Annotated in this window: 23 protein-coding genes; 9 read left to right on the forward strand and 14 right to left on the reverse strand. The window is 61.5% G+C overall.

The annotated features are described in order from the left end of the window. Nucleotides 1–91: 91 nt before the first annotated feature. Nucleotides 92–865, reverse strand: a complete 774-nt coding sequence (locus AB5Y51_RS06575) for an ABC transporter substrate-binding protein (protein WP_010674268.1) — start codon at nucleotides 863–865, stop codon at nucleotides 92–94. Between the two features lie 65 nt (nucleotides 866–930). Then, the gene (locus AB5Y51_RS06580) at nucleotides 931–1,701 is read right to left on the reverse strand and encodes an ABC transporter ATP-binding protein (RefSeq protein WP_010674267.1); all 771 of its coding nucleotides are present in this window, start codon (nucleotides 1,699–1,701) and stop codon (nucleotides 931–933) included. A 532-nt stretch (nucleotides 1,702–2,233) separates the two neighbouring features. Here AB5Y51_RS06580 and AB5Y51_RS06585 point away from each other — a divergent pair. Continuing rightward, nucleotides 2,234–3,136 carry a lysine exporter LysO family protein gene (locus AB5Y51_RS06585; protein ID WP_041215456.1) on the forward strand — a complete coding sequence of 301 codons (903 nt, stop codon included), beginning with the start codon at nucleotides 2,234–2,236 and terminating at the stop codon, nucleotides 3,134–3,136. 82 nt (nucleotides 3,137–3,218) lie between these two features. On the opposite strand, the gene iadA is transcribed toward AB5Y51_RS06585, so the two are convergent. Then, the gene (iadA, locus tag AB5Y51_RS06590; RefSeq protein ID WP_368178187.1) at nucleotides 3,219–4,349 is read right to left on the reverse strand and encodes a beta-aspartyl-peptidase; all 1,131 of its coding nucleotides are present in this window, start codon (nucleotides 4,347–4,349) and stop codon (nucleotides 3,219–3,221) included. Nucleotides 4,350–4,407: 58 nt separating this feature from the next. Beyond that, nucleotides 4,408–5,187, reverse strand: coding sequence for an ABC transporter substrate-binding protein (locus AB5Y51_RS06595; RefSeq protein ID WP_368178188.1), 780 nt, complete (start codon nucleotides 5,185–5,187; stop codon nucleotides 4,408–4,410). A gap of 65 nt (nucleotides 5,188–5,252) precedes the next feature. Here AB5Y51_RS06595 and AB5Y51_RS06600 point away from each other — a divergent pair, with 65 nt between their 5' ends. Together AB5Y51_RS06600 and AB5Y51_RS06605 are read left to right on the forward strand one after the other, a co-directional pair. Next, nucleotides 5,253–5,576, forward strand: a complete 324-nt coding sequence (locus tag AB5Y51_RS06600) for a hypothetical protein (protein WP_201894842.1) — start codon at nucleotides 5,253–5,255, stop codon at nucleotides 5,574–5,576. Further along, nucleotides 5,573–6,184 (forward strand): ACP phosphodiesterase, encoded by a 612-nt coding sequence (locus AB5Y51_RS06605; protein ID WP_139700976.1) that lies wholly within the window; start codon nucleotides 5,573–5,575, stop codon nucleotides 6,182–6,184. The genes AB5Y51_RS06600 and AB5Y51_RS06605 overlap by 4 nt, the downstream gene beginning before the upstream one ends. Before the next feature lie 38 nt (nucleotides 6,185–6,222). Here the strand turns inward: AB5Y51_RS06605 and AB5Y51_RS06610 are convergent, their stop codons facing one another. From AB5Y51_RS06610 to arsC, 3 genes are all read right to left on the reverse strand, one after another. Continuing rightward, nucleotides 6,223–7,293, reverse strand: coding sequence for a linear amide C-N hydrolase (locus AB5Y51_RS06610; RefSeq protein ID WP_053059802.1), 1,071 nt, complete (start codon nucleotides 7,291–7,293; stop codon nucleotides 6,223–6,225). Between the two features lie 248 nt (nucleotides 7,294–7,541). Next, nucleotides 7,542–7,916 carry a DUF2069 domain-containing protein gene (locus AB5Y51_RS06615; RefSeq protein ID WP_010674261.1) on the reverse strand — a complete coding sequence of 125 codons (375 nt, stop codon included), beginning with the start codon at nucleotides 7,914–7,916 and terminating at the stop codon, nucleotides 7,542–7,544. Beyond that, nucleotides 7,913–8,263, reverse strand: a complete 351-nt coding sequence (gene arsC, locus AB5Y51_RS06620; protein ID WP_048207368.1) for an arsenate reductase (glutaredoxin) — start codon at nucleotides 8,261–8,263, stop codon at nucleotides 7,913–7,915. Before arsC ends, AB5Y51_RS06615 begins: the two co-directional genes overlap by 4 nt. Before the next feature lie 60 nt (nucleotides 8,264–8,323). Between arsC and AB5Y51_RS06625 the strand changes: the two genes are divergently transcribed. Further along, a complete protein-coding gene (locus tag AB5Y51_RS06625; RefSeq protein WP_368178189.1) occupies nucleotides 8,324–8,803 on the forward strand; it encodes a TlpA family protein disulfide reductase in 480 nt (159 codons plus the stop codon). Nucleotides 8,804–8,936: 133 nt separating this feature from the next. Here the strand turns inward: AB5Y51_RS06625 and AB5Y51_RS06630 are convergent, their stop codons facing one another. Then, nucleotides 8,937–10,391: a M48 family metalloprotease gene (locus AB5Y51_RS06630; protein ID WP_223918331.1), complete on the reverse strand. Its 1,455-nt coding sequence runs from the start codon at nucleotides 10,389–10,391 to the stop codon at nucleotides 8,937–8,939. A gap of 127 nt (nucleotides 10,392–10,518) precedes the next feature. Here AB5Y51_RS06630 and AB5Y51_RS06635 point away from each other — a divergent pair, with 127 nt between their 5' ends. The 3 genes from AB5Y51_RS06635 (at nucleotide 10,519) to AB5Y51_RS06645 (ending at nucleotide 12,865) form a co-directional block, all read left to right on the forward strand. Then, complete coding sequence (locus AB5Y51_RS06635; RefSeq protein ID WP_183148679.1) at nucleotides 10,519–10,788, forward strand: sulfurtransferase TusA family protein; 270 nt, start codon at nucleotides 10,519–10,521, stop codon at nucleotides 10,786–10,788. Nucleotides 10,789–10,810: 22 nt separating this feature from the next. Next, on the forward strand, nucleotides 10,811–11,881 hold the full coding sequence (locus AB5Y51_RS06640) for an AI-2E family transporter (RefSeq protein WP_029314318.1): 1,071 nt from the start codon (nucleotides 10,811–10,813) through the stop codon (nucleotides 11,879–11,881). Between the two features lie 174 nt (nucleotides 11,882–12,055). After that, nucleotides 12,056–12,865 carry a MipA/OmpV family protein gene (locus AB5Y51_RS06645; protein ID WP_368178190.1) on the forward strand — a complete coding sequence of 270 codons (810 nt, stop codon included), beginning with the start codon at nucleotides 12,056–12,058 and terminating at the stop codon, nucleotides 12,863–12,865. Between the two features lie 66 nt (nucleotides 12,866–12,931). Here the strand turns inward: AB5Y51_RS06645 and AB5Y51_RS06650 are convergent, their stop codons facing one another. Further along, a complete protein-coding gene (locus tag AB5Y51_RS06650; RefSeq protein WP_368178191.1) occupies nucleotides 12,932–13,738 on the reverse strand; it encodes an alpha/beta fold hydrolase in 807 nt (268 codons plus the stop codon). A 156-nt stretch (nucleotides 13,739–13,894) separates the two neighbouring features. Between AB5Y51_RS06650 and ppk2 the strand changes: the two genes are divergently transcribed. Continuing rightward, the gene (ppk2, locus tag AB5Y51_RS06655; protein ID WP_368178192.1) at nucleotides 13,895–14,725 is read left to right on the forward strand and encodes a polyphosphate kinase 2; all 831 of its coding nucleotides are present in this window, start codon (nucleotides 13,895–13,897) and stop codon (nucleotides 14,723–14,725) included. Between the two features lie 125 nt (nucleotides 14,726–14,850). Here the strand turns inward: ppk2 and AB5Y51_RS06660 are convergent, their stop codons facing one another. From AB5Y51_RS06660 to yejK, 5 genes are all read right to left on the reverse strand, one after another. Then, entirely contained in the window at nucleotides 14,851–15,987 is a 1,137-nt protein-coding gene (locus tag AB5Y51_RS06660; protein WP_039038631.1) for an ABC transporter ATP-binding protein, read from the reverse strand. Nucleotides 15,988–16,057: 70 nt separating this feature from the next. Continuing rightward, nucleotides 16,058–16,948, reverse strand: a complete 891-nt coding sequence (malG, locus tag AB5Y51_RS06665) for a maltose ABC transporter permease MalG (RefSeq protein ID WP_010674251.1) — start codon at nucleotides 16,946–16,948, stop codon at nucleotides 16,058–16,060. A 12-nt stretch (nucleotides 16,949–16,960) separates the two neighbouring features. Next, nucleotides 16,961–18,616 (reverse strand): maltose ABC transporter permease MalF, encoded by a 1,656-nt coding sequence (malF, locus tag AB5Y51_RS06670; RefSeq protein WP_039038629.1) that lies wholly within the window; start codon nucleotides 18,614–18,616, stop codon nucleotides 16,961–16,963. 73 nt (nucleotides 18,617–18,689) lie between these two features. Further along, on the reverse strand, nucleotides 18,690–19,871 hold the full coding sequence (malE, locus tag AB5Y51_RS06675) for a maltose/maltodextrin ABC transporter substrate-binding protein MalE (protein WP_010674249.1): 1,182 nt from the start codon (nucleotides 19,869–19,871) through the stop codon (nucleotides 18,690–18,692). A gap of 395 nt (nucleotides 19,872–20,266) precedes the next feature. Then, on the reverse strand, nucleotides 20,267–21,316 hold the full coding sequence (gene yejK / locus AB5Y51_RS06680) for a nucleoid-associated protein YejK (protein ID WP_368178193.1): 1,050 nt from the start codon (nucleotides 21,314–21,316) through the stop codon (nucleotides 20,267–20,269). Between the two features lie 73 nt (nucleotides 21,317–21,389). Between yejK and AB5Y51_RS06685 the strand changes: the two genes are divergently transcribed. Beyond that, nucleotides 21,390–21,617 (forward strand): YejL family protein, encoded by a 228-nt coding sequence (locus AB5Y51_RS06685; RefSeq protein WP_039038627.1) that lies wholly within the window; start codon nucleotides 21,390–21,392, stop codon nucleotides 21,615–21,617. Nucleotides 21,618–21,643 lie beyond the last annotated feature (26 nt).

Consider the following 21,643-nt stretch of genomic DNA (forward strand, 5'->3'; position numbering starts at 1 on the left):
CATCGCAATCGGGCCCGTCACTCCCAGCGGAAGGCAACGGGCCCGATGACTACTGACGGGATCAACCTGTCGTTGTTCGCCTGACGTCGGCTTACTCGCCGTACACGTCGAAGTCGAAGTACTTGTCGTTGATTTCCTTGTACTTGCCATTGGCACGCAGGGCCAGGATGGCGGCATTGAATTTCTCTTTCAGATCCTTGTCAGCCTTGCGCACCGCGATGCCGGCACCCTCGCCAAACCACTTGGGATCGGTCAGTTTCGGGCCGATGAACTCGAAGGCATCGCCCCCTTCCTTCTTCAGCAGGCCGTCGCTGATGGCGGCGGAGTCGGCCATCACGTAATCGACACGGCCGGATTTCAGATCGAGGTAGGCTTCATCCGCAGTGCCGTAGCGCTTGATGGTGGCATTGGGGAAGTTGTCGGTGATGTAGGTATCCATGGAGGTGGCACGCTGCACGGCGATGGTCTTGCCGTCCATGAAGGCCTTGTCGAGCTGGATCTCGGTCCCTTTCTTGGCGGCGAAGCGCGCCGGGATGTGCTGGTACTTCTGGGTGAAGTCCACCTTCTTCTTGCGCTCTTCGGTGATGTCCATGGTGGCGATGATGGCGTCATACTTGCGCGACAGCAGCGCCGGAATGATGCCGTCCCAGTCCTGCTTGATCAGGGTGCACTTCACTTTCATCTCTTCGCACAGGGCGTTGGCGATGTCGATGTCGAAGCCTTTCACCTCGCCGCTCGGCTCGGTCCAGGAGAAGGGGGGATAGGCCCCTTCCACCCCGATCCGCACCTCTTTCCACTCCTTGGCCATCAGGCTACCGGAACACAGGGCCGTCATCACGGCAGTCGCCAGCATCAGCTTGTTCATGTATCTCTCCTTGATAAACACGTCGATCGTTGAAAGTACGGATGGTTGAAATTGAATCCCGTCCATCAATAGATGGACGAGATGAATTGCTTGAATCGCTCCGACTTGGGATGGGCGAAGATCTCCTTGGGATTGCCCTCCTCCTCCACGCGCCCCTGGTGCAGGAACATCACCTTGTTCGACACGTCGCGGGCGAAGGACATCTCGTGGGTCACCACCATCATGGTACGCCCCTCTTCCGCCAGCTCTCGCATCAGGCCAAGGACCTCCCCCACCAGTTCAGGGTCGAGGGCCGAGGTAGGCTCGTCAAACAGCATCACCTCGGGCTCCACCGCCAGCGCCCGGGCGATGGCGGCCCGCTGCTGCTGACCGCCGGAGAGGTGACCGGGATAATAGTCGCGACGCTCCCACAGCCCCACCCGGTTGAGCAGATGCTCCGCCTTGGCGATGGCCTCGGCACGGGGCACCTTGAGCACCTGGATGGGCACTTCGATGATGTTCTGCATGATGGTCATGTGGGACCAGAGATTGAAGCTTTGAAACACCATGGCCAGCCGGCTGCGGATGCGCTCCACCTGGCGCATGTCTTCCGGCAGGCGTTCGCCGGAACGGCTGGTTTTCATCCGGATCAGCTCCCCGTGGAGGGAGACGCTGCCCGATGAGGGGGTTTCAAGCAGATTGATACAGCGTAGAAAGGTCGACTTCCCCGAACCCGAGGAGCCGATGAGGGAGATCACATCCCCCTTGTGGGCCGTCATATCGATGCCCTTGAGCACTTCGTGGGTGCCAAAATACTTGTGCAGATCACGAACTTCCAGTGCGGCAACGTCGCTCATCCATTACAACCTTGTCTGTCCCTAGACGCCGCTTCGGCGTGACTCCACCATCGTCCATTTAACAAAACGTTAACCGATGGCAACCTTCAGCGAAAATATCATTGAGGTAGTGAAAAAACAATACAGAACCGAGGTATTTGGTGTTTTATCTGTATTTTTATTGGCCTATTGAGTATTTTTCAGCACTTTGTCTGCATAAAATCCATTTTTTGTCGCACCTTACCTACCGCTCTTTTATACCCGCAGCGCACTGGTAGCAAGCATATTTCACCATATCCGCCAGATGTCATCCAAAAGGACTTTATTCACCCGGGCAGATTCCCCTTCTCTCGTCATTTCATGGGGATGAAATTGATTTCTCAGGTGATGTGGCCCTCTTTCCCCGTTTGCGTACAGAGCCGACTGTCATCAAAAAACACAACAATATGATAAAAAAGTCCCGTATGGGCCATGCTGATGCACAGATCCGTGACACAGGTGCAACAAGTCGTGATAAGGTGCCGTTTTTCCACGTTTTGTGATCGAGGCCCCGATGTTGCTCAATGTGTTGCTGATCCTGCTGCCGCTCGTGATCGGCTATCTGGTTCCCCTCTCTTCCGCCCGTCTGATCAAACTGGTCAACCAGTCCCTGGGCAAGATGGTCTACCTCATCCTGTTCCTGATGGGGCTGGGGCTGGCCTATGTGGAGAACCTGGGCAGCAACCTGGCAGTGATCTTCAAGGTGGCAGGGGTGATGCTCGCAGCCATTACCCTGTGCAACCTGCTGGCCCTGTGGTGGCTGGACAAGCGCAGCCCCCCCACCCACGAGGCCAGTGACGGCAAGATGCCGAGCAAGCTGCACCTGTTATGGGAATCCCTCCAACTCTGTTTCGTGGTGCTGGGGGGCGTCTTGCTGGGGCTGGTGGTGGACCTGCGCGCCCTGCCCATCGACAAGTTGAGCGAGTGGGCCCTGATGCTGCTGCTCTTGCTCATCGGCATCCAGATGCGCAACTCCGGCATGCGCCTGCGCCAGATCCTGCTCAACCCCTGGGGCATGAAGATCGCGCTCACCGTCATCCTCAGCAGCTGGCTCGGCAGCCTGCTGGCCGCCCAGCTGCTCGGCATGCCCTTTGCCCATGGCCTCGCGATGAGCTCCAGTTTTGGCTGGTATTCGCTCTCCGGCATCCTGGTAGCGGACAAGCTGGGCCCGGTGCTGGGCTCCGCCGCCTTCATCAATGATCTGGGGCGCGAGCTTATCGCCATCCTCATCATACCGGTGCTGATGCGCCGCCACCCCAGCGCCGCCATCGGCTACGGCGGCGCCACGGCGCTGGACTTCACCCTGCCTGTCATCCAAAAATCCGGCGGCATCCAGGTGGTGCCGGTGGCCATCGTATCCGGCTTTATCCTGAGCCTGCTCGGCCCCATTCTGATCCTGGGGTTTCTCGCCATCTGAGCCCCATGGCACGACAAAGCCCGGCACTGCTGCCGGGCTTTTTGTTGATGAACTGAGCGGGCTGGATGACAGGCGCCGGTATTCAGGTGCGCCACCGCCCCCCACTCATCACCCGCTCGATGGCGAACGTATCAGGATCGATCAGCAGCAGATCCGCATCCTGCCCTACCCCCAGGGTACCCTTGCTCGCAAGCCCCAGCGCCCTGGCCGGATTGGCCGTCACTACCGCCAGTGCCGTCTCCAGCGCCACCCCCTTGCCGCAGGCCGCCACCACCTCCTGCCACAGGCTCCCTATCTGGCCGCAGCGCAGCTCGATGAGTCGCCCCTCGCCGTCAAAGCGCGGCAGACTGGCGTTGGCGTCCGAGCTGAAGCTGATGCGATCCACGGGCACGCCCGCCGCCAGCAACGCCACCAGGGCGTCGGCCGCGAGCCGCTCCCCGTCGTCCAGCAAGTCCGGGAAGCTCGACGTGGTGAGGTCGACCCAGCCGCCTGCCCGACCCCACTCGATGGCCTCGGCAAAGAGCCAGGTATTGCGGTTGCAGTGGGTGGGGTAGAGCTGGCGAAGCGGTATGTCGGTGCCGTCCCGCAACGCCCGCAGGGGCGCCAGCGCCCCGCGGCCATCCCCCAGGTGAAAGAAGCTGACGCCACTTTTACCCGACAACAGCCCGGCCACCCGCGCCTCGCTCGCCAGCCGCGCCAGCTCGTCGTGGGTGGGGGCGCTGGACCTGTGATCGCTGATGGCCACCTCCCCCACCCCCAGCACCTCGGGGATCAGCATGATGTCCGACTCCACCGTGCCGGTGAGGGTCTTGACCGGCAGGTGGTAGGATCCGGTGTACATGAAGGCGCTCACCCCGGCGGCGCGAAACTCGCGCACCTTCCCCAGCACCTGGGCCGGGCTGCGGGTCAGGCTGTCGGTGCCGAGGGCCGCCACGAGCGTGGTAACCCCCGCCGCCAGAGCTTCCCTTGCCGAGAGCTCCGGCGTGCGAAAGCCGAAGCCTCCCTCGCCGCCGCCCCCCGTGATATGGGCGAGCGGGTCTACCAGTCCGGGCACCAGATAGCGGCCGCCAGCGTCCACCCGCGTCAGTGGCCAGTCGACCGGAACCGTCAGTCCCTTGCCCATCCAGGCGATGCGGCCATCCGCCACCAGCAGGTCCTGCTGGCCGAGCGGGGCCGGACTATGGATCTGCGCACCCTCGATCAGGGTCAACATGGGGTCTCTCCTTGCTGCATGAAAAAGGAGGGAGCAGGCTCCCTCCGACTGTTACCCATCAACCGCCATAGATATCGTACTTGAAGTACTTCCGGTTGATCTCCTGATACTTGCCGTTGGCGCGCAGGGCCTTGATGGCGTCGTTCAGCTTGGCCCTGAGATCCGGATCCCCCTTGCGCACCGCGATCCCCATGCCATCGCCAAACCATTGACGGTCGGTCAGGGCCGGCCCCACATAGTCGAACTTGTCGCCCCCTTCCTTGCTAAGCAACCCCTGTTCGATGGCCGAGGCGTCGGCCAGCAGGGCCAGCACCCGTCCCGCCTTCAGGTCGAGGTAGGCTTCATCGGCACTGCCGTAACGCACTATGGTGACGCTGGAGCCGAAGTTGTCGGTCAGGTACTTGTCGTGGGTGGTGGCCCGCTGCACGCCGATGCGCTTGCCCGCCATCCCTTCCGGCGTCAGCGTCAGTTCGGTGCCCCTGGCCGCCACGAAGCGGTTGGGAATGTGGGCATATTTCTCGGTGAAGTCGACCTTCTTGCGCCGCTCGTCGGTGATCGACATGGCAGCGATAATGGCGTCGTACTTGCGCGACAGCAGGGCCGGGATCATGCCGTCCCAATCCTGGGCCACCAGCTCGCACCTGACGGCCATCTGCTGGCACAGGGCGTTGGCAAGATCGATGTCAAATCCCTTGATCTCTCCGGACGCATCGGTCCATGAGAAGGGTGGATAGGCCCCCTCCACGCCAAAGCGTACCGTCTTCCACTCCTTGGCGGTGACGGGGGTGGCGAGCAGACAGGCAGCAACAAAGGCTGACAGGGTCAGTGTGGTCTTCATCGTGAGTACTCCATTACATAAAAAGCGCACAGGCGCGGTCAAGGCATCGCAGGCAGAGGCAAGCGATGGCCAACAAACGGCAAATTGCAGATGAACGGGATTACGCCGCCATGGGCGTCAATGAACTGCTCCGGGGCCTCGACCTATTCGTCGAACCACTCGGAGAGATAGAAAGGCTTGAAGTAGAAGGCCAGAAAAAAGCCTCTGGCTTTGCGCATCATGGTGATTTGTCGCGTCCTGTGACAAAGATGGCAAGCACCTTACCACGCCTCAATTTTGCCCGGCAAGGGGACTTGGGGATGAAACATCCTGCCCATGGTCAATCCGGCCACGATTCGTTAGGCTCGGATCACCCGTTCACGCCCAGGCACGCGAGCCCCATCCCATGAATTTTCTCGCCCATCTCCATCTGGCGGCCCATACCGGCAGCTCCCTCACCGGCAACCTGCTGGGGGACTTCATCAAGGGCCCGCTGCCGACGGGTCTGGCTGACCACTTCGACGAGGGGATCTGGCTGCACCGCAAGATAGACGCCTTCACCGATGCCCACCCGGCCCATAGGGCCGCCGTGGCGAGCTTCGCCCCCCCCTGGCGCCGCTTCGGCGGCATTGTGGTGGACATGCTCTACGATCACTGGCTCAGCCAGCACTGGCAGAGGTTCAGCGCCGCCTCCCTGCCCCGCTTTCTGGCGCAGAGCTATGGTCAGCTTCTCCTGGATCATCACAGCCTGCCACAGGGCCTGCCGATGGCCCTGCGGCGCATGGCCGAGCAGGACTGGCTGGCCTCCTACCAGTACCGGGAAGGGGTGGGGGCGGCCCTCAACGGCATCGGTCGTCGGCTGCGCCGCCCCGTGCCGCTCGGGGAGGCGCTCCACGCCCTGGATCAGGCTCGCTGGACCGAGGCCGAGCACGCCTTCCTGCACTTCTACCCGGAGCTGATGCGCTTTTGCGAGGCGCAGATCGCCGCCCACCGCACTGCCACCTCATCTCCACCATAAAAAACGCCCCGAGCGGGGCGTTATCATCGGGGGAACGCTCAAGCCTTGGGGCTGGCCGGCAGGAAGCGAAACGCCTTGGCCGGGACGAATTTCTCCGCCGTCTCCCCCGCATAGAGCTGCTGCTCGGTCAGGGGCAACTTGCGCACCGGGGCCCCCGCGGTGAGATCCAGCTTGTCCATGCTCACCCAGAAGGTGTTGGGCAGATGGGTCAGCTCGAAGAAATAGCGGCGATGCTGCTGATCCGCCACGCTGCGCCACAGGGTAGTGGAGATGTTGGGCTGATCCGGGGTGCTGATCCCCATGGGTACCGAGACGTTGCGCATCACGCTCATCACCCCGGCCACCGCCTCGTTGGCCTGGTCGGTCTTTGGCAGGGTCTTGATGTAGAAGGAGGCGCGGGCAAAACGGTCCGCCGAGCGGTTGGTGCCGGGCAGCATGGTGAGACCGCCAATCTCCTCCCAGTAGTCGTTGAGAGCCAGTTGCTTGTCAAAGGTCGGCGAGTTGGTCATCACCTGATAGCTGCGGTCGTGGTAGATCTGCAGCTTGCCCCCCACGTACTGGAAGATGGCGGAATCGCCGCTCGCATCGGAGAGGGAGAGGTGCAGCTGGCCCGGCTTGCCATCCGGGGTCAGGGTGGTCACCACATAGAACTCGTCCTTCGACAGGGCCTCGACCGCCTCGGCCACGGTGGCGAAGTTGTCCAGCGCGTACTGGGCCCAGAGCGAGATGGAGAGAGTCTTGCGCGGATCCTTGTCGCTCGGGGTCACATACTCGGACTCGGTCAGATAGAGCAGGTTGGCCACCAGCCCCTTCTCGTTCATGCCGTCGGCGGTGCCTGCATCGAAACCTGCCGCCACCACGGAGCCGTAGCGCGACGTCCACGTCATGGAGTGCGCGCCGGCCTCCCCTTCCCGCGCGATGCCACGGGGCAGCGCCCAGAGATTGGTCGGCATGGCGCTGCGCCAGTCCATGGTGCGACCGGTCACCACCAGCGCTCCCTCCCCCTGATAGACGGCGCGGGTACAGGCATCGGCGAGGGAGCTGACGGAGAGGGAGACGGTCAGGGCCAGCAGGGTCTTGTGCAACAGGGGGGAACGCAGGATTGTCATATGGATCACTCGAGTCTGGTGAAAACACAAGCATACCCCTTTTTGCATAACAGGGGCTGACTGAGGCTGGCAAGCCAGGTGGCAGATCTGTCAACAGAGGCGCTTCCCTGCCAATCAGCGATCAATATCCATAAATTAATCAAAGAGATAAGCAAGCCACTTCGGGGCGATACGGCAAGATGCCATTCGCTGGCTTGCGTCGGTTTCAGACACATACCCTGCCCGCCAGCAGGCGGACAGGGAGGGGCTCAGCCTTCCTTCTTGCGGATACTCAGCCCCAGCTCGCGGCCGCGCAGGCGGGCATAATAGATGGTGCCCACAAACGCCAGGGTGGTGAGCACCAGCTCCACCACCGCCAACCACCGCTCCCCCTCATCCGTGGTGATCAGGGTCAGGGCGTGCAGGAAGTAGGGCATCAGCACGAAGTTGCCCCAGGCGTGGGTGTAGGGATTGCCCTGCACTATGCCCTTGAGGGGGAAGAGCAGCGGCACCGTCCAGATCACCGGCAACAGCCAGGGATTGAGGTCGGGGTGGGGCGAGAGCCAGAGGTGCCAGAGCAGCACCCAGGCCAGCAGGCCGAAAAAACCGGCCAGGGTCAGCAGGCGAGCGAAGCGGGTGCTCACTTGAGGATCTCCAGCACCTGCTCGGGCGGACGACCGATGCGGGCCTGCCCGTTCTTGATGACGATGGGGCGCTCGATGAGCTTGGGGTGCTGGTGCATGGCACGAATGAGGTCATCGCCGCTCGCCTCGCCGAGCCCCAGCTCCTTGTAGAGATCTTCCTTGGTGCGCATCAGCTGTCGGGGATCCGTGAAGCCAAGCTGACTCAGGAGGGTGCGGATCTGTGCCTCGCTCGGGGCCTGCTCCAGATAGAGCACCACCTCGGGGGCGACCCCGTGCTGTTCCAGCAAGGCCAGGGTTTCACGGCTCTTGGAGCAGCGCGGATTGTGGTAGATTTGGGTCTCGCTCATGATAACTCCCTGATTAATCGCAAGATGGGACAAGAAATGGCGCTATTGTAGGGGAAACGGATGGTCAGGGTAAGCGGGAAGGCTATGGAAATGAAACGGATCTGTTGGCTGATTGTGGCAACCCTGCTGGGGGCCTGCAGCCCGGCACCCGACTTCACCGACGGCGCGGGAAAGAAGGTCAGCCTCGCGGATCTCGGTGGCAAGCCGCTGCTGGTCAACTACTTCGCCCCCTGGTGCGCCCCCTGCCTGCGGGAGATGCCCCTGCTGGCAACATTGCACCAGGAAGGGCGGATCCGGGTGATCGCCATCAACTATGACCCCGCCTCCCCCGCCGAACTGACCGAGCTGGCACAGCGCCACGCCATCAGGGTTCCCCTGATGATCCCGGATGACGACGCCCGCCTCCCGTTCCCAAGGCCCGGGACGCTGCCCACCAGCTATCTGCTCGATGCCAGGGGCACGCTGCTGGAGACCCTGGTGGGGGAGCTGGACGAACAGAAGCTCGCCGAGATAAAACGCCGCGTGGCGAGCGCCCCATAGCAGAGCCATCCATCACATTCATTTCTTCATCATCAAGATGCGTTGAAACCGATGAAAGGCCCTATTTTAGCCTGCAAAACAAGGCGGGGTGCCCCCAAAGGAGCACCCCGCCTGCCATCAACCCGCTCCGGACTCAGCCCTTGAGGCTGTCCAGATCCTTCTTGGCCCGCTCCAGCTGGGTGATGCGCGCCTCGATGCGGGCCAGGGTCAGCTTGTCGCTGGTGGTGCCCCGCGCCACGATCAGTTCGTCGATGGCCGCCTGATAGTCCCCGCGCAGGGAAAGGGTCTCCGCCCGCGCCATGTGCAGGTCCGTCATCCTGCCCGCCTTGCGGTAGGCGTCCGACAGCAGGCTCCAGGCCAGGCTGTTCTCGTCGTGTTCACGGGCATAAGGGTCCAGGATGGCGATGGACTTCTTGTAGTTGCCCCCCTCCAGATAGGCGTTGCCGAGGTTCACCACCACCACCTCGTTGTCCGGCATCCGGGTGCGGAAGCGCTCCAGTCTGGCGATGGCCTGGGCGCTGCGCCCCTTGGCGAGATCGATGTCGGTCAGGGCATCCACCACGAAGAGATCCTCCGGGTGACGGGTCGCCAGCTCCTGCATCAGGGTGTCAGCCTCGTCGGTGCGCTTGAGCTGCAACAGGGCCAGCGCCTTGCCATAGATGGCGGCATCCTTGAGGGGGTAATCCCCCTTCTGCAGGCGGCTGTCGAAGTAGGTGAGCAGCGCCTGGGGCGTCTCGGTACCATAGCGCACCTGGATGCGCACCTTGGCCAGCCAGAAGTCCAGGCTCGGCGGCAGGGCGCGCGCGCCATAGCTCCCGGCCCGGGCACGGGCTTCGCTGATCCGGGTCTCCGGTAGGGGGTGAGTCAGCAGCATCTCCGGCGGCTTGCTGGCATAGCGGTACTCCGCCGCCAGCTTCTGGAAGAAGTTGGCCATGCCCATGGGATCGAACCCGGCGTCATACAGCGTCTTCATGCCGATGCGATCCGCCTCGTATTCGTTGTCCCGGGTGTAGTTGATGGCCGACTGCATCGACAAGCCAAGCGTGGTCTGCAAGGCCGCGATGCCGGCGGTGGGGTTGATCACCGCGAGTGCAATGGAGCCCACCAGGCCGGCCAGGGTCATGGCGGAGCTGCTCGCCTGTGCCTCCATGTAACGGGCGATGTGACGCTGGGTCACGTGGGTGATTTCGTGGGCCAGTACCGAGGCCAGCTCGCTCTCGCTCTCGGCGTAGAGGAAGAGGCCGGTGTGCACCTTGACCCGGCCACCGAGGAAGGCCGCCGCGTTGATGCTGGGATCGTTGATGAGGAAGAAGGTGAACGGGAAGCGCACCCCGTCGGCATTGGTCAGCAGCCGCTGGCCCAGATCGTCGATGTATTCGTTGAGCACGGGGTCATCGATGATGGGCAGGCCCGCCCGGGCAAAACGCATGAAGGCGTTGCCGTAGCGCACCTCCTGCTCGATGGGCAGTGCGGCGACCCCGGCGGTACCGATGTCGGGCAACTGGTTGCTCCCCTGGGCGTGGAAGGTCGCCCCCATCAGGGTGACCAACAGGGGAAGCGATGCTATCAGGGGGGAAAAACGTGCCACGTTATCTCTATCTCCAATCAGACCCCAGCGGGCATCGGCAGAATACCCTTGCCATTCAAGGCCCACAAGCGTTGTTTCATCCTCTCATCACGGCCATAATGACCGCCACGCACGCGATGGAGTTCTCATGGAACAGCTCGACCTGACCCCCTGGCGTTGTCCCGAGCCCCTCATCCGGCTCAAGCTCTGGTTGCGCCAGGCCCGGCCCGGTCAATCCGTGTGCATCCAGCTCGGTGATGCAGGCTCCCGGCAGGACATTCCCGCCTATCTGCGCCGTCAGGGTCACCATGTCCAGACCCGGGAAGAGTCAGCTGCCCGCCTCTCCCTGCTGCTCGTCGTTGCCTGTCCCCCCCAGGACGCCCTGCTCGCCCCCGAGCCCATGCCACCCACCCCGTGAGCCGCCATTCAAGGAAGCCTCGATGTTAGATGTATTGAAGCGCTGGTATCAGACCCGTTTTTCCGACCCCGATGCCGTCACCCTCTTCCTGCTGCTGGTCTTCTGCTTTGCCGTGCTCTGGCTGTTTGGGGATCTGCTGGCACCGCTGCTGGTGGCCCTGGTGATGGCCTATCTGCTGGAGTGGCCGGTGAGTCGCCTGCAACGGGGCGGTCTTTCTCGCACCGTCGCCACCAGCCTGGTCCTGCTGCTGTTCATCACGGTGACGACCCTGATGCTGCTGGGCCTCATCCCGACGCTGGTGAGCCAGGGGGTCAACCTGGCCAAGGAGGCGCCCGCCATGCTGGCCCATGCCCAGGACTATGTGCGCACCCTGCCGGAAAAATACCCCGAGATCATCGACGTCAGCCTGGTGGAAACCATCATCGACAACATTCGCCAGCGCATCCTGACCGGCGGCGAACAACTGGTGAGCGCCTCTTTGAGCTCCCTCATCAACGTGGTGGCCATCCTCATCTACGCCATCCTGGTGCCCCTGATGGTCTTCTTCATGCTCAAGGACAAACAGGTGCTGATGGGAGGCCTGCGCCGCTTCCTGCCCCGCAACCGCACCCTGGTGAACCGGGTCTGGGTGGAGATGAACGACCAGATCATCAACTACATCCGCGGCAAGGTGATCGAGATCGTCATCGTCGGCATCGCCACCTATGTGCCCTTCGCCCTGATGGGATTGCGCTACTCCGCCCTGCTGGCGGTCGCGGTGGGCTTCTCCGTGCTCATCCCCTATATCGGTGCCGCCGCGGTGACCGTGCCGGTGGCCATGGTGGCCCTGTTCCAGTGGGGGCTGACCCCCGACTTCGCCTGGCTGATGGTGGCCTATTTCGTGATCCAGGCCCTCGACGGCAACCTGCTGGTCCCCCTGCTCTTCTCCGAGGCGGTCAACCTGCACCCGGTGGCCATCATCATCGCCGTGCTGGTGTTTGGCGGTCTGTGGGGCTTTTGGGGCGTCTTCTTCGCCATTCCCCTCGCCACCCTGGTCAAAGCGGTGCTCAACGCCTGGCCCAAGCGGGAAGATCTCCCCCGCCCCGCCCCCTGACCCTGGCAAGGGGCGAGGCCGGGTCTCGCCCCTTCCAGATACCGGCCATCAGCAGCACCTCCGTGACGCTGGCTCATGCTTGCCTTGTCGGGTTTAATTGAAAGCCGACATCCGTTTGACTTGCTACGCTGGTCTGGTTCGTTACCACTGCCTACCCACCGACAAGGATCTATCATGTCCCCACTCCCTGCCCTGCGCCATGCCTCTCTGGGTACCTTTCTGGCACTGCTGCTCTGCTCACCCGTCCGGGCAGACCTCGACATCGGGGCCCTCAGCACCTTCTCCAGCGACAGCCCCGACAGCCCCATTCCCAAGGGGTTGGTGCTGGGCGGGGCCGTCATCGGCGGTCAGGCCCGTTACCAGCACCAGGACGACACCCTGATGCCCATCCCGGGGGCCCTCTATTTTGGTGACAACCTGATGTATCTGGGGGATCGGGCCCGCTACTACCTGAGCCGGGATGGCAACCTCTCGACCTATGCCTTCGGCCGGATGCGCTTTGGCAACCTGGACCCGGACGACGATCCCTTCCTCCATGGCATGGAGAAGCGCAAGGGGCAGTTCGAAGCGGGGTTCGGGGCCGATCTCATCACTCCCTACGCCCTCTGGAGCGTGCGGGCCACCACGGATGTGACCGGCACCAGCAACGGTCAGGAGCTGATGCTGTGGGCCAACTTCCCCATCATCCGCGGCCCCCTGCTGCTGATGCCGGGAGCCGGCGTCATGCTGCGCAGCCACAACCTCGCCAACTACTACTTCGGCGGTGTCTCGCAAGACGAAGCGAGGGCGGACAGGCCGGCGTGGAACACGGGCACCACCCTCTCCCCCATGGTCTCCCTCATCGGCAGCTATCGCTTCAGCGCCAACTGGATTGGCGGCTTTGGCATCAACTACGAACGCTACGACGACGACATCGCGGACAGCCCCATCGTCCAGCATCAGGGAGAACTCTATGCAGGCTTCGGGGTGGGCTACATCTGGTAGCCCCATCCGGGCTCGACAACAAAAAAGGAGCCCATGGCTCCTTTTTTACCGCTATCCGGCGCAGCGTCACCCTGCCACTTCGGCGAGAAATGCCGCCAGCGCCCGGTTGATGAACGCGGGGTTCTCCAGGGTCGAGATGTGACCGGCCCCCGGGATCTCCCTGAACGGGCACCCCAGCACCTCTGCCATCAGATACCCCTCCAGCACAGGGCGAGCCTTGTCCTCGCACCCCGTCATCACCAGTGCGGGCAGCCTCATCTCTTCGAGCCAGTCGATGCGATCCTCCCGGGTCACGAAGCTGCGCCCCACCGCCACCAGGCTCGCCACCTTGTCGGCGGGCCATTGGGCCAGCCGGGCCTTGAAACCGGCCATCAGGGCCGCGTCCGGTTGATGGGCAAAGAAGAGCGGCGCCACCTGATCGGCGATGGGCGCAGGCACGGCGCCGACCTGTTCGATCATCGCCAGCATGCCGAGATAGCGCTCGCAGGTGATCTGGGGTTCAAGGCCGACGAAGCTGTCCATCAGCACCAGGCCCTTGAGGCGAGCAGGCGCCATGCGCGCCAGCTCCACGCCCCACATCCCACCGATGGAGAGCCCCACCAGCACGCACTCGTCGATGCCAAGGGCATCGAGCAGCGCCAGGTGATCCCGGGCCAGGGTCGCCAGGGTGCAGGGCCCCTCGGGCAGCACATCGGAATCCCCGTGACCCCAAAGCTCGGGCACGATGCAGCGATACTGCTCCTTGAGGGCCTCGATTTGCGGTGCCCACATGGCACTGTCCCACAGGTAGCTGTGGCCAAAGAGCAGTGCCGGACCCTGCCCCTCGTCCAGATAGGCCATGCGGCGGCCCGCTATCTCCATAAACTGCTTCATGTTTTCTCCTGTTGCCAGCGGCGATGAAACTGGCTTTCCTGTTTTTCTGTTGCCAGCGGCTGATGAGGCGGCAGTGTAACACGCCACCCTTGGCAGGGGTGCCCGCCTGGTGCAAGCTGGAGAGACTCACAACGAGGAGTCACCAAGGAGAGGATGATGGCCAAGGAAAAGAGCAAGAAACGCCCCCGTCTGGACAAGAAGACCTACGAACATCACCTGGCCCACCTGCAGGAGGAGCTGGTCAAGTTGCAGGAGTGGGTCAAGCAGGAGGGGCTCAAAGTGGTGGTGCTGTTCGAGGGGCGCGACGCCGCGGGCAAGGGGGGCGTCATCAAGGCGATCACCGAACCCCTCAACCCCCGGGTCTGCCGGGTCACCGCCCTGCCCGCCCCCTCGGATCGGGAGCGTACCCAGTGGTACTTCCAGCGCTACGTGGCGCACCTGCCCTCGGCGGGCGAGATGGTGCTGTTTGACCGCTCCTGGTACAACCGGGCCGGGGTCGAACGGGTGATGGGCTTTTGCAGCGACGAGGAGTATCGCGAATTCCTGCGCGCCTGCCCCGAATTCGAGCGGATGTTGATCCGCTCCGGCATCACCCTCATTAAATACTGGTTCTCGGTCAGCGACGAAGAGCAGGAGAAACGGTTCAAGGAGCGCATCAACACTCCCATCAAGCGCTGGAAATTCAGCCCCATGGATCTGCAATCCCGCTCCCGCTGGGTCGAGTATTCCCGCGCCAAGGATGACATGTTCACCTACACGGATACCGAGGATTGCCCCTGGTTCGTGGTGGACGCCGACGACAAGCGCCGCGCCCGCCTCAACTGCATCTCCCACCTCCTTGGCAAGGTGCCCTACGAGGCGATCCACTACGAGCCCATCACCCTGCCTCCCATCAAGACCGAAGGGTATGAGCGCCCTCCGCTCACCAGCCAGCACTTCGTGCCGGACGTCACCGCCGCCCTCGAGTCAGACAAGCACGGGCAGTGACGGCCCCGGCCAGCCGCCCCTGCTGGCCGGGCCCGGGCTTCGGATGACGAGCAATAAAAAGCCGGTCTTGCGACCGGCAAAAGGCATTGAACGTATAGAAAGGAAAACCTGGCACTCTCGCCCTCTCAGGCGCGGATATATTTGGCCGTGCGCGGGAACGCCTGCTCTTTGGCATCGAACAGGTAGCAGGCTTCGGCCGGGATGCCGACGCTGTACTCCTGGCCGGTGGCCACGTCGATGTCGGAGCTCGCCTTGACGGTGAAGTCATGACCATCCACGTCCATGTAGACGAAGGACTCGGCCCCCAGGTGTTCGGCAACCTGCACCACGCCGCTCACGCGGCTGTCGGCATGGGCATGACCCAGCGGCACCAGGTGCTCGGGGCGAATGCCCAGCTCCACCTTGTCGCCCACCGCGCCGCGACGGGCATCCACCCGGGCACGCACGGTATCGCCGGAGGTGAGCTTGACCAGGCACTCCTGCTCGCCGATCTCCACCAGCTCGCCCGCCAGGAAGTTCATCTTGGGGGAGCCGATGAAGCCCGCCACGAACTTGTTGTCCGGGTTGTGGTAGAGCTCGAGGGGGGTGCCGAACTGCTCCAGGTTGGTGGCCGCCTCGCCCTTGAGCGGGCTCAGCACCACGATGCGGTTGGCCAGCGTCATGGCCTCCACCTGGTCGTGGGTCACGTAGATGATGGTGGAGTTGAGCTCCTTGTGCAGCTTGGCGATCTCGATGCGCATCTTGACCCGCAGGGCGGCGTCGAGGTTCGACAGGGGTTCGTCAAACAGGAACACCTGCGGCTGCTGCACTATGCTGCGGCCGATGGCCACCCGCTGACGCTGACCGCCAGAAAGGGCCTTGGGCTTGCGGTCCAGCAAAGGCTCGAGACCCAGGATCTCGGCGGCGCGCATCACCCGCTTGTGGATGTTCTCCTTGTCCATCTTCTTGAGCTTGAGGCCAAAAGCCATGTTCTCGTAGATGTTCATGTGCGGGTAGAGGGCGTAGGACTGGAACACCATGCCGACGTTACGCTCCACCGGCGGCACGTCGTTCATGTAGCGCCCGCCGATGGTCAGCTCGCCGCTGGTGATGTCTTCCAGACCCGCGATCATCCGAAGCAGGGTGGACTTGCCGCAGCCGGACGGGCCGACGAAGACGATGAACTCCCCTTCCTTGATGTCCAGGTTGATACTGCGCAGGGTGTCCTTGTGGACAGCCGGGTCGTAATTTTTGCGAACGTTGTTGAGTACTACTTCAGCCATGTCGAGCTCCGCTCTTGAATCTTTGCAAATCGTGATGACGGGGGGAGCCAGCTCCCCCGGCCATGAACCGTTAACCTTTCACGCCGCCTGCGGTCAGACCGCCCACCAGCCAGCGCTGGGCGAGCAGGAAGACGACCGTGATGGGGAAGCCTGACAGCACGGCGGCTGCGGCGAAGTCACCCCACAGGTAGTTCTGCGGATAGAGGTACTGCTGGGCCCCGACCGCCAGGGTCAGATTGTTCACATCCTGCAACAGGATGGAGGCCATGGGCACCTCGGTGATGGAGCCGATGAAGGCCAGGATGAACACCACCGCCAGGATGGGCACCGACAGGGGCAGCAGGATCAGGCGGAACGCCTGCCACGGAGTAGCGCCATCGATGGCCGCCGCCTCCTCCAGGGAAGAGTCGATGGTCTCGAAGTAGCCCTTGATGGTCCAGACGTGCAGGGCGATGCCCCCCATGTAGGCCAGGATCAGGCCGCCGTGGGTGTTGAGACCCAGCCAGGGGATGTAGTCACCAATCTTGTTGAAGAGCGCGTAGATGGCCACCAGTGCCAGCACCGCCGGGAACATCTGGAAGATCAGCATGCCCTGCAGGATGGTGGACTTGCCACGGAACCGCAGACGGGCGAAGGCGTAGGCACAGGTGGTGGAGAGCACCACTATCATCAGGGCGGTGATGCCCGCCACCTTGATGGAGTTCCACAGCCAGGTCAGCACCGGGAACGGCGGCGGCGTGATGCTGCCATCGGCGTTGGTGATGGACATGCCGAGCGCCAGCTTCCAGTGATCCAGGGTCGGATTGGTGGGGATGATCTCCCCCACCGAGAAGTTGCCGTTACGGAACGAGATGGCGATGACCATGATCAGCGGGAAGATGATCAGTGCCAGGAAGCCCCACATCACCAGGTGGGTTGCCCACACCCGGTATTTGACTGATTTGGGTTGTACGATTGCCATGTTGAAGCCTCCTTACAGTTGCTTGTCGGCTTTGGACAATTTCAGGTTGAGCAAGGCCAGCGCACCCACGATGAGGAAGATGGCTGTGGCGATGGCACTGGCCAGACCGTAGTCCTGACCACCCGAACCCTGGAACGCGATCCGGTAGGTGTAGCTCACCAGCAAGTCGGTGGTCCCGGCCGGCGTGGTGGCACCGATGATGTCCGGCGCCCCGTTCGTCAACAACTGGATAAGTACGAAGTTGTTGAAGTTGAAGGCAAAGGATGCAATCAACAGCGGTGTCAGCGGCTTCATCAAGAGCGGTACGGTGATCTTGAAGAAGTTCTGTACCGGCCCCGCCCCGTCCATGGCGGACGCCTCGTAGAGATCTTCCGGAATGGCCTTGAGCAGGCCCATGCAGAGGATCATCATGTAGGGGTAACCGAGCCAGGTGTTGACGATGAGGATCATCACCTTGGCCAGGAAGGGATTGGTGTACCAGTCCGGCTTGATGCCGAAGGCCGCTTCCAGGAACAGGTTGATTTCACCGAAGTTCTGGTTGAACAAGCCCTTGAACACCAGGATGGAGATGAACGCCGGTATCGCATAGGGCAGGATCAGCATGACCCGGTAGAAACCACGCCCCCTGAGCTGCTCCCACTGCACCAGACACGCCAGCACCATGCCGATCGCCAGGGTGAACGCCACCGAACAGGCGGAGAAGATCACGGTCCAGACGAAGATCTGCATGAAGGGACTCTGGATACCCGGGTCCGTCATGATGCGCATGAAGTTTTTCCAACCCACGCTCACCACGAAACCGGGGGCAACGCCCTTGCCGACGAAGTGACCTTCCGCATCGATGTACTGGTAGAAGCCGGTGTCACCGTTGGGCAGCATCAGCTCGCCGCTCTGGTTGTCACGCAGCAGGTTGCTGTCCTTGATCATGACGCCGGACTTGAGCACGGCGCCGTCGACCAGCTGGGTATAGAGCTGTTTCTGGGCGGCGAACTTGCGCAGGCTGCTCAGGGTCAGATGGATATTGCCTTCGGGCAGTACCACATCCAGGGCACTCAGGTGGGTGCGGTGATCGACGATGGCACGAATGGGTGCCGCCTCGCCGACCATGGCCCCGTCCAGAGGCTGCAACTGAACAACCTGGGGCTCGTCACGGACCCGTCCTTCACGGACGGCCAGGGTACGCGCCTTGTTGTTCAGCAAGGTAAGGGGTTGACTGATAAAGGATTGGTCGTCCTGTTTCAGCAGCAGCTGAAACTGATTGTTCTCACCACCCAGGAGGGTGAAATCGAATTCACCGCCGGTCACCTTGTAGGTTTTTTTCAGATGGTAATCCCGTGCCTGCTCAAGGGAGAGCAAGTTGGATCCCGAATAGTTGGTGAAGGCGATGCCGATCGTGTAGGCAAGAGGGAAGATGATAAAAACAACCATGCCTGCCACACCGGGGAAAATATAACGGTGGGCATAGGTCTTCTTGTTCATGAAGACATAGAGACCGACGGAGACCACCACCAGATCGAGCAGGGCAAATACCCACTCGCCGCTGGCATACATCATCACGGCCGCATAACCATTAAGCACTGCGATCAGTGCCGCCATGGTCCATTTCAGCCAGACGTACTTGTCTTTCTTCGGACCGGCATAGGATTCGATAGAAGGTACTACTTCCATGCCAATTAACCTTTATTGCGCCAAGAGAGATTGAGAGAGTGGGAGGCCCGAAGGCCTCCCGGGTAGTGCATGCTTACTGGACGATACGCTTGGCAGCGGTATCCAGGGCTTCGTCAACACCCTGACGGCCAGAGGTGACGTTCTTGAGGGCGGTTTCGAAGGAGGACCAGAAACGGCTCATCTCGGGCACGGACGGCATCGGTTCGCCGTTCTGGGCGTTCAGCATGGTGGCCTTGATGTTGGGGTCGGCTTCCAGGGTCTTCTGGAAGGACTTCAGGGCCACGGCACCCAGCGGCTTGTCGGCGTTCATCGGCGCCAGACCGGCATCGGTCAGCAGGTAGTTCTCGAGGAACTCGATGGCCAGATCCTTGTTCGGGCTGGCGGCGTTGATGGTGGCACCCAGTACGCCAACGAAGGCCTTGGCCGGCTTGCCTTTCAGGGTCGGCAGCTGGGCTACGCCATACTTGATGCCGCTCTTGTCCAGGTTGCTCCAGGCCCAGGGACCGTTGATCATCATGGCCACTTCGCCCTTGTTGAACTTGGCGTCCATCACACCGTAGTCGATGCCCTTCTCCAGGTGACCGGATTTGATCATCTCGGAGATGTAGCCGACGCCGGCCTTGGCACCTGCGTTGTTCACGCCGGTGTCTTTGACGTCATAGCCGGTGGCGGTCTTCTTGAAGGCATAACCACCGTTGGCAGCTACCAGGGGGTAGCTGAAGTAGGGGGTGTCATAGGCCCACATGATGGCGCGCTTGCCATTTTTCTTCAGGTCTTCGTCGATCTTGGCGATCTCTTCGAAGGTCTTCGGCGGGTTGGGCAACAGATCCTTGTTGTAAATCAGGCTGACGGCTTCTACCGCGACCGGGTAGCCATAGGTCTTGCCATCGACGGTCATGGCATCCCAGGCGAATTGCTCGAACTTGGCCTTGGTGGCGGCATTCGGGGTCACGGGAACCAGCAGACCGGACTTGACCCACTCACCGTAACGGTCGTGAGCCCAGAAGAAGATGTCCGGGCCGTTGCCGGTGGCGGCGGCTTGCTGGAATTTGACTTCAACCTGATCCGGGTGGGCAACGGTGACCTTGATGCCGGTCTCGGCTTCAAACTTCTTGCCGACTTCGGCCAGGCCGTTGTAGCCCTTGTCACCGTTGATCCAGATGGTCAGCTGACCTTCATCAATGGCAGCAGTGGCAGAGCAGGCCACGCCCAGGGTAGCCAGACCGATCAGGGATGACAGCAATTTCTTTTTCATGAGCCTTTCCTTGTATTAGTTCCGCGCTGTAAGAGCATTGTGTGCAGATGAATATTATCCCAAGCAGTCAATGCCTCACATGACACGCCTCGCATTTTTGAAATGCAATTACGTATTTTCTTCCAGAAAGTTATGAAAACATTTTCTTATTTCAGCGACTTAGGAAGGGATATCCCCATATTTTTGCCAAGATATGGAAATTAAATTACAGAAAGGAAATTAATTTACGTCACTGAAAGGGATTTCACCCCACTGAAAACCCTTTCATTCCCGATATTTTGTTCAATGTGTTAACAAAAGTACTGAGGTGGTTTCCATCTACATCACCCCCTTAAATAAAAAGGCACCGGAGCGGACTCCGGTGCCTTTTTGCAAGAAATGACGGCTGGATCACATTACGACTGGCGCAGCAATTGATCCTTGAGATTGGGCGGGACTCCCCTGATGGTCAGGGTGTCGGTCTGGGGATCGTAAAAGACCCGGCTGTTGAGCAGCTTCTGCTCGAAGCTCAGAGTCAGGCCGCCACCGGAGCCCACAAACTTGGTCAAACCCCGCAGGGTGGAACGGTCCGCCGGGAAGCGCTCCTCCAGCTCGTACTCCTGACCGATGAAGCTGTAAAAATCGAGATCCCCATCACCGGGCAATTCCGCCGACAGCTCCTTGATCTCGATCTCTTCGCCGGCGCTGGCCTGCTCGGTGCAATATTTGAATACCTGCTTCTTGTAATCATTACGCTCGGCCGGTTCGAGTTGGCGGCTGTCGCAGTAATCGTCCACCGCCTGCAGCAACCCCTTGTTCTGGATCTTGGCATCCATGCCCTCCCGGGCCCCCAGCAGATCCATGAAGAAATCCCCCAGCTTGCGACCGACCCGGCCCTTGCTGAAGGTGATATAACGACGCGAATCCCCCTGGGTTTTCCATTCGGTCAGATCGATGCGGGCCACCAGATTGAGTTTGCCGATATCCAGATACTGGATGTGGCGCAGCTCCAGCGCCTCGCTCACGGTGACGCTCTCCTTGCCTTCCAGCAGGGCGATCATCAGGTAATCCACCCCCACATAGTTGTACTTGGAAATCAGCAACACCCCCTGCTCGTCCAGGGCATGCTCCACCAGCTGCTTGACCAGCATCTGGGTCAGGTTGACGGAAAAGGGGACGAACTCGGTCTGCTCCGCCAGCAGCTGCTCCAGGGCGATGCGAAAGGCGGGGGAAGGCTGCTTGGGGGCGTCTTCCCCCTCCGCCAGCTCGGCGACGGCGGCCTCGGGATCGGCGAAGAAGCCAAAGCCCTTTCCCCCCTTGCCGTTGTAGATGCGATGCAGCTCCGCCATCAGCCCTTGTACCGCCTCGTCGGCAGGCAGGGTCTGGCTGCGGGTATCGGCGTGGGGCTGGCCATCGTTGCCCGCCCGCAGGGAGTGAAGAATGATCTTGTCGATATCGAGACTCATGTCACAAAGCCATAGTGTTAGCCGAAAGGGTGAAGTATTATAAGGCGCTTTGAACCGAGGTGAACCCAAGATTATGCCCATCGTATCAAAGTACAATAACGAGCAGTTTGACGCCCTGATGAACGACCTGATCACCGCCCTGGAGAAACACAAGGCACCGGTGGATCTCAGTCTGATGGTCCTTGGCAACCTGACCACCAACATCATCAACGGCATGGCCCCGGCCCAGCGCCAGGCGATCACCGAGAAGTTCATCCAGGCACTCACCGCCTCGGTGGGCCATCGCCACGATGCGCACTGAGTTTCTTCGCATTCTTTGATGTTTTT

Origin of the sequence: Aeromonas sp. R7-1 (genome assembly GCF_040908115.1) — a bacterium.
Taxonomy (GTDB): domain Bacteria; phylum Pseudomonadota; class Gammaproteobacteria; order Enterobacterales; family Aeromonadaceae; genus Aeromonas; species Aeromonas caviae.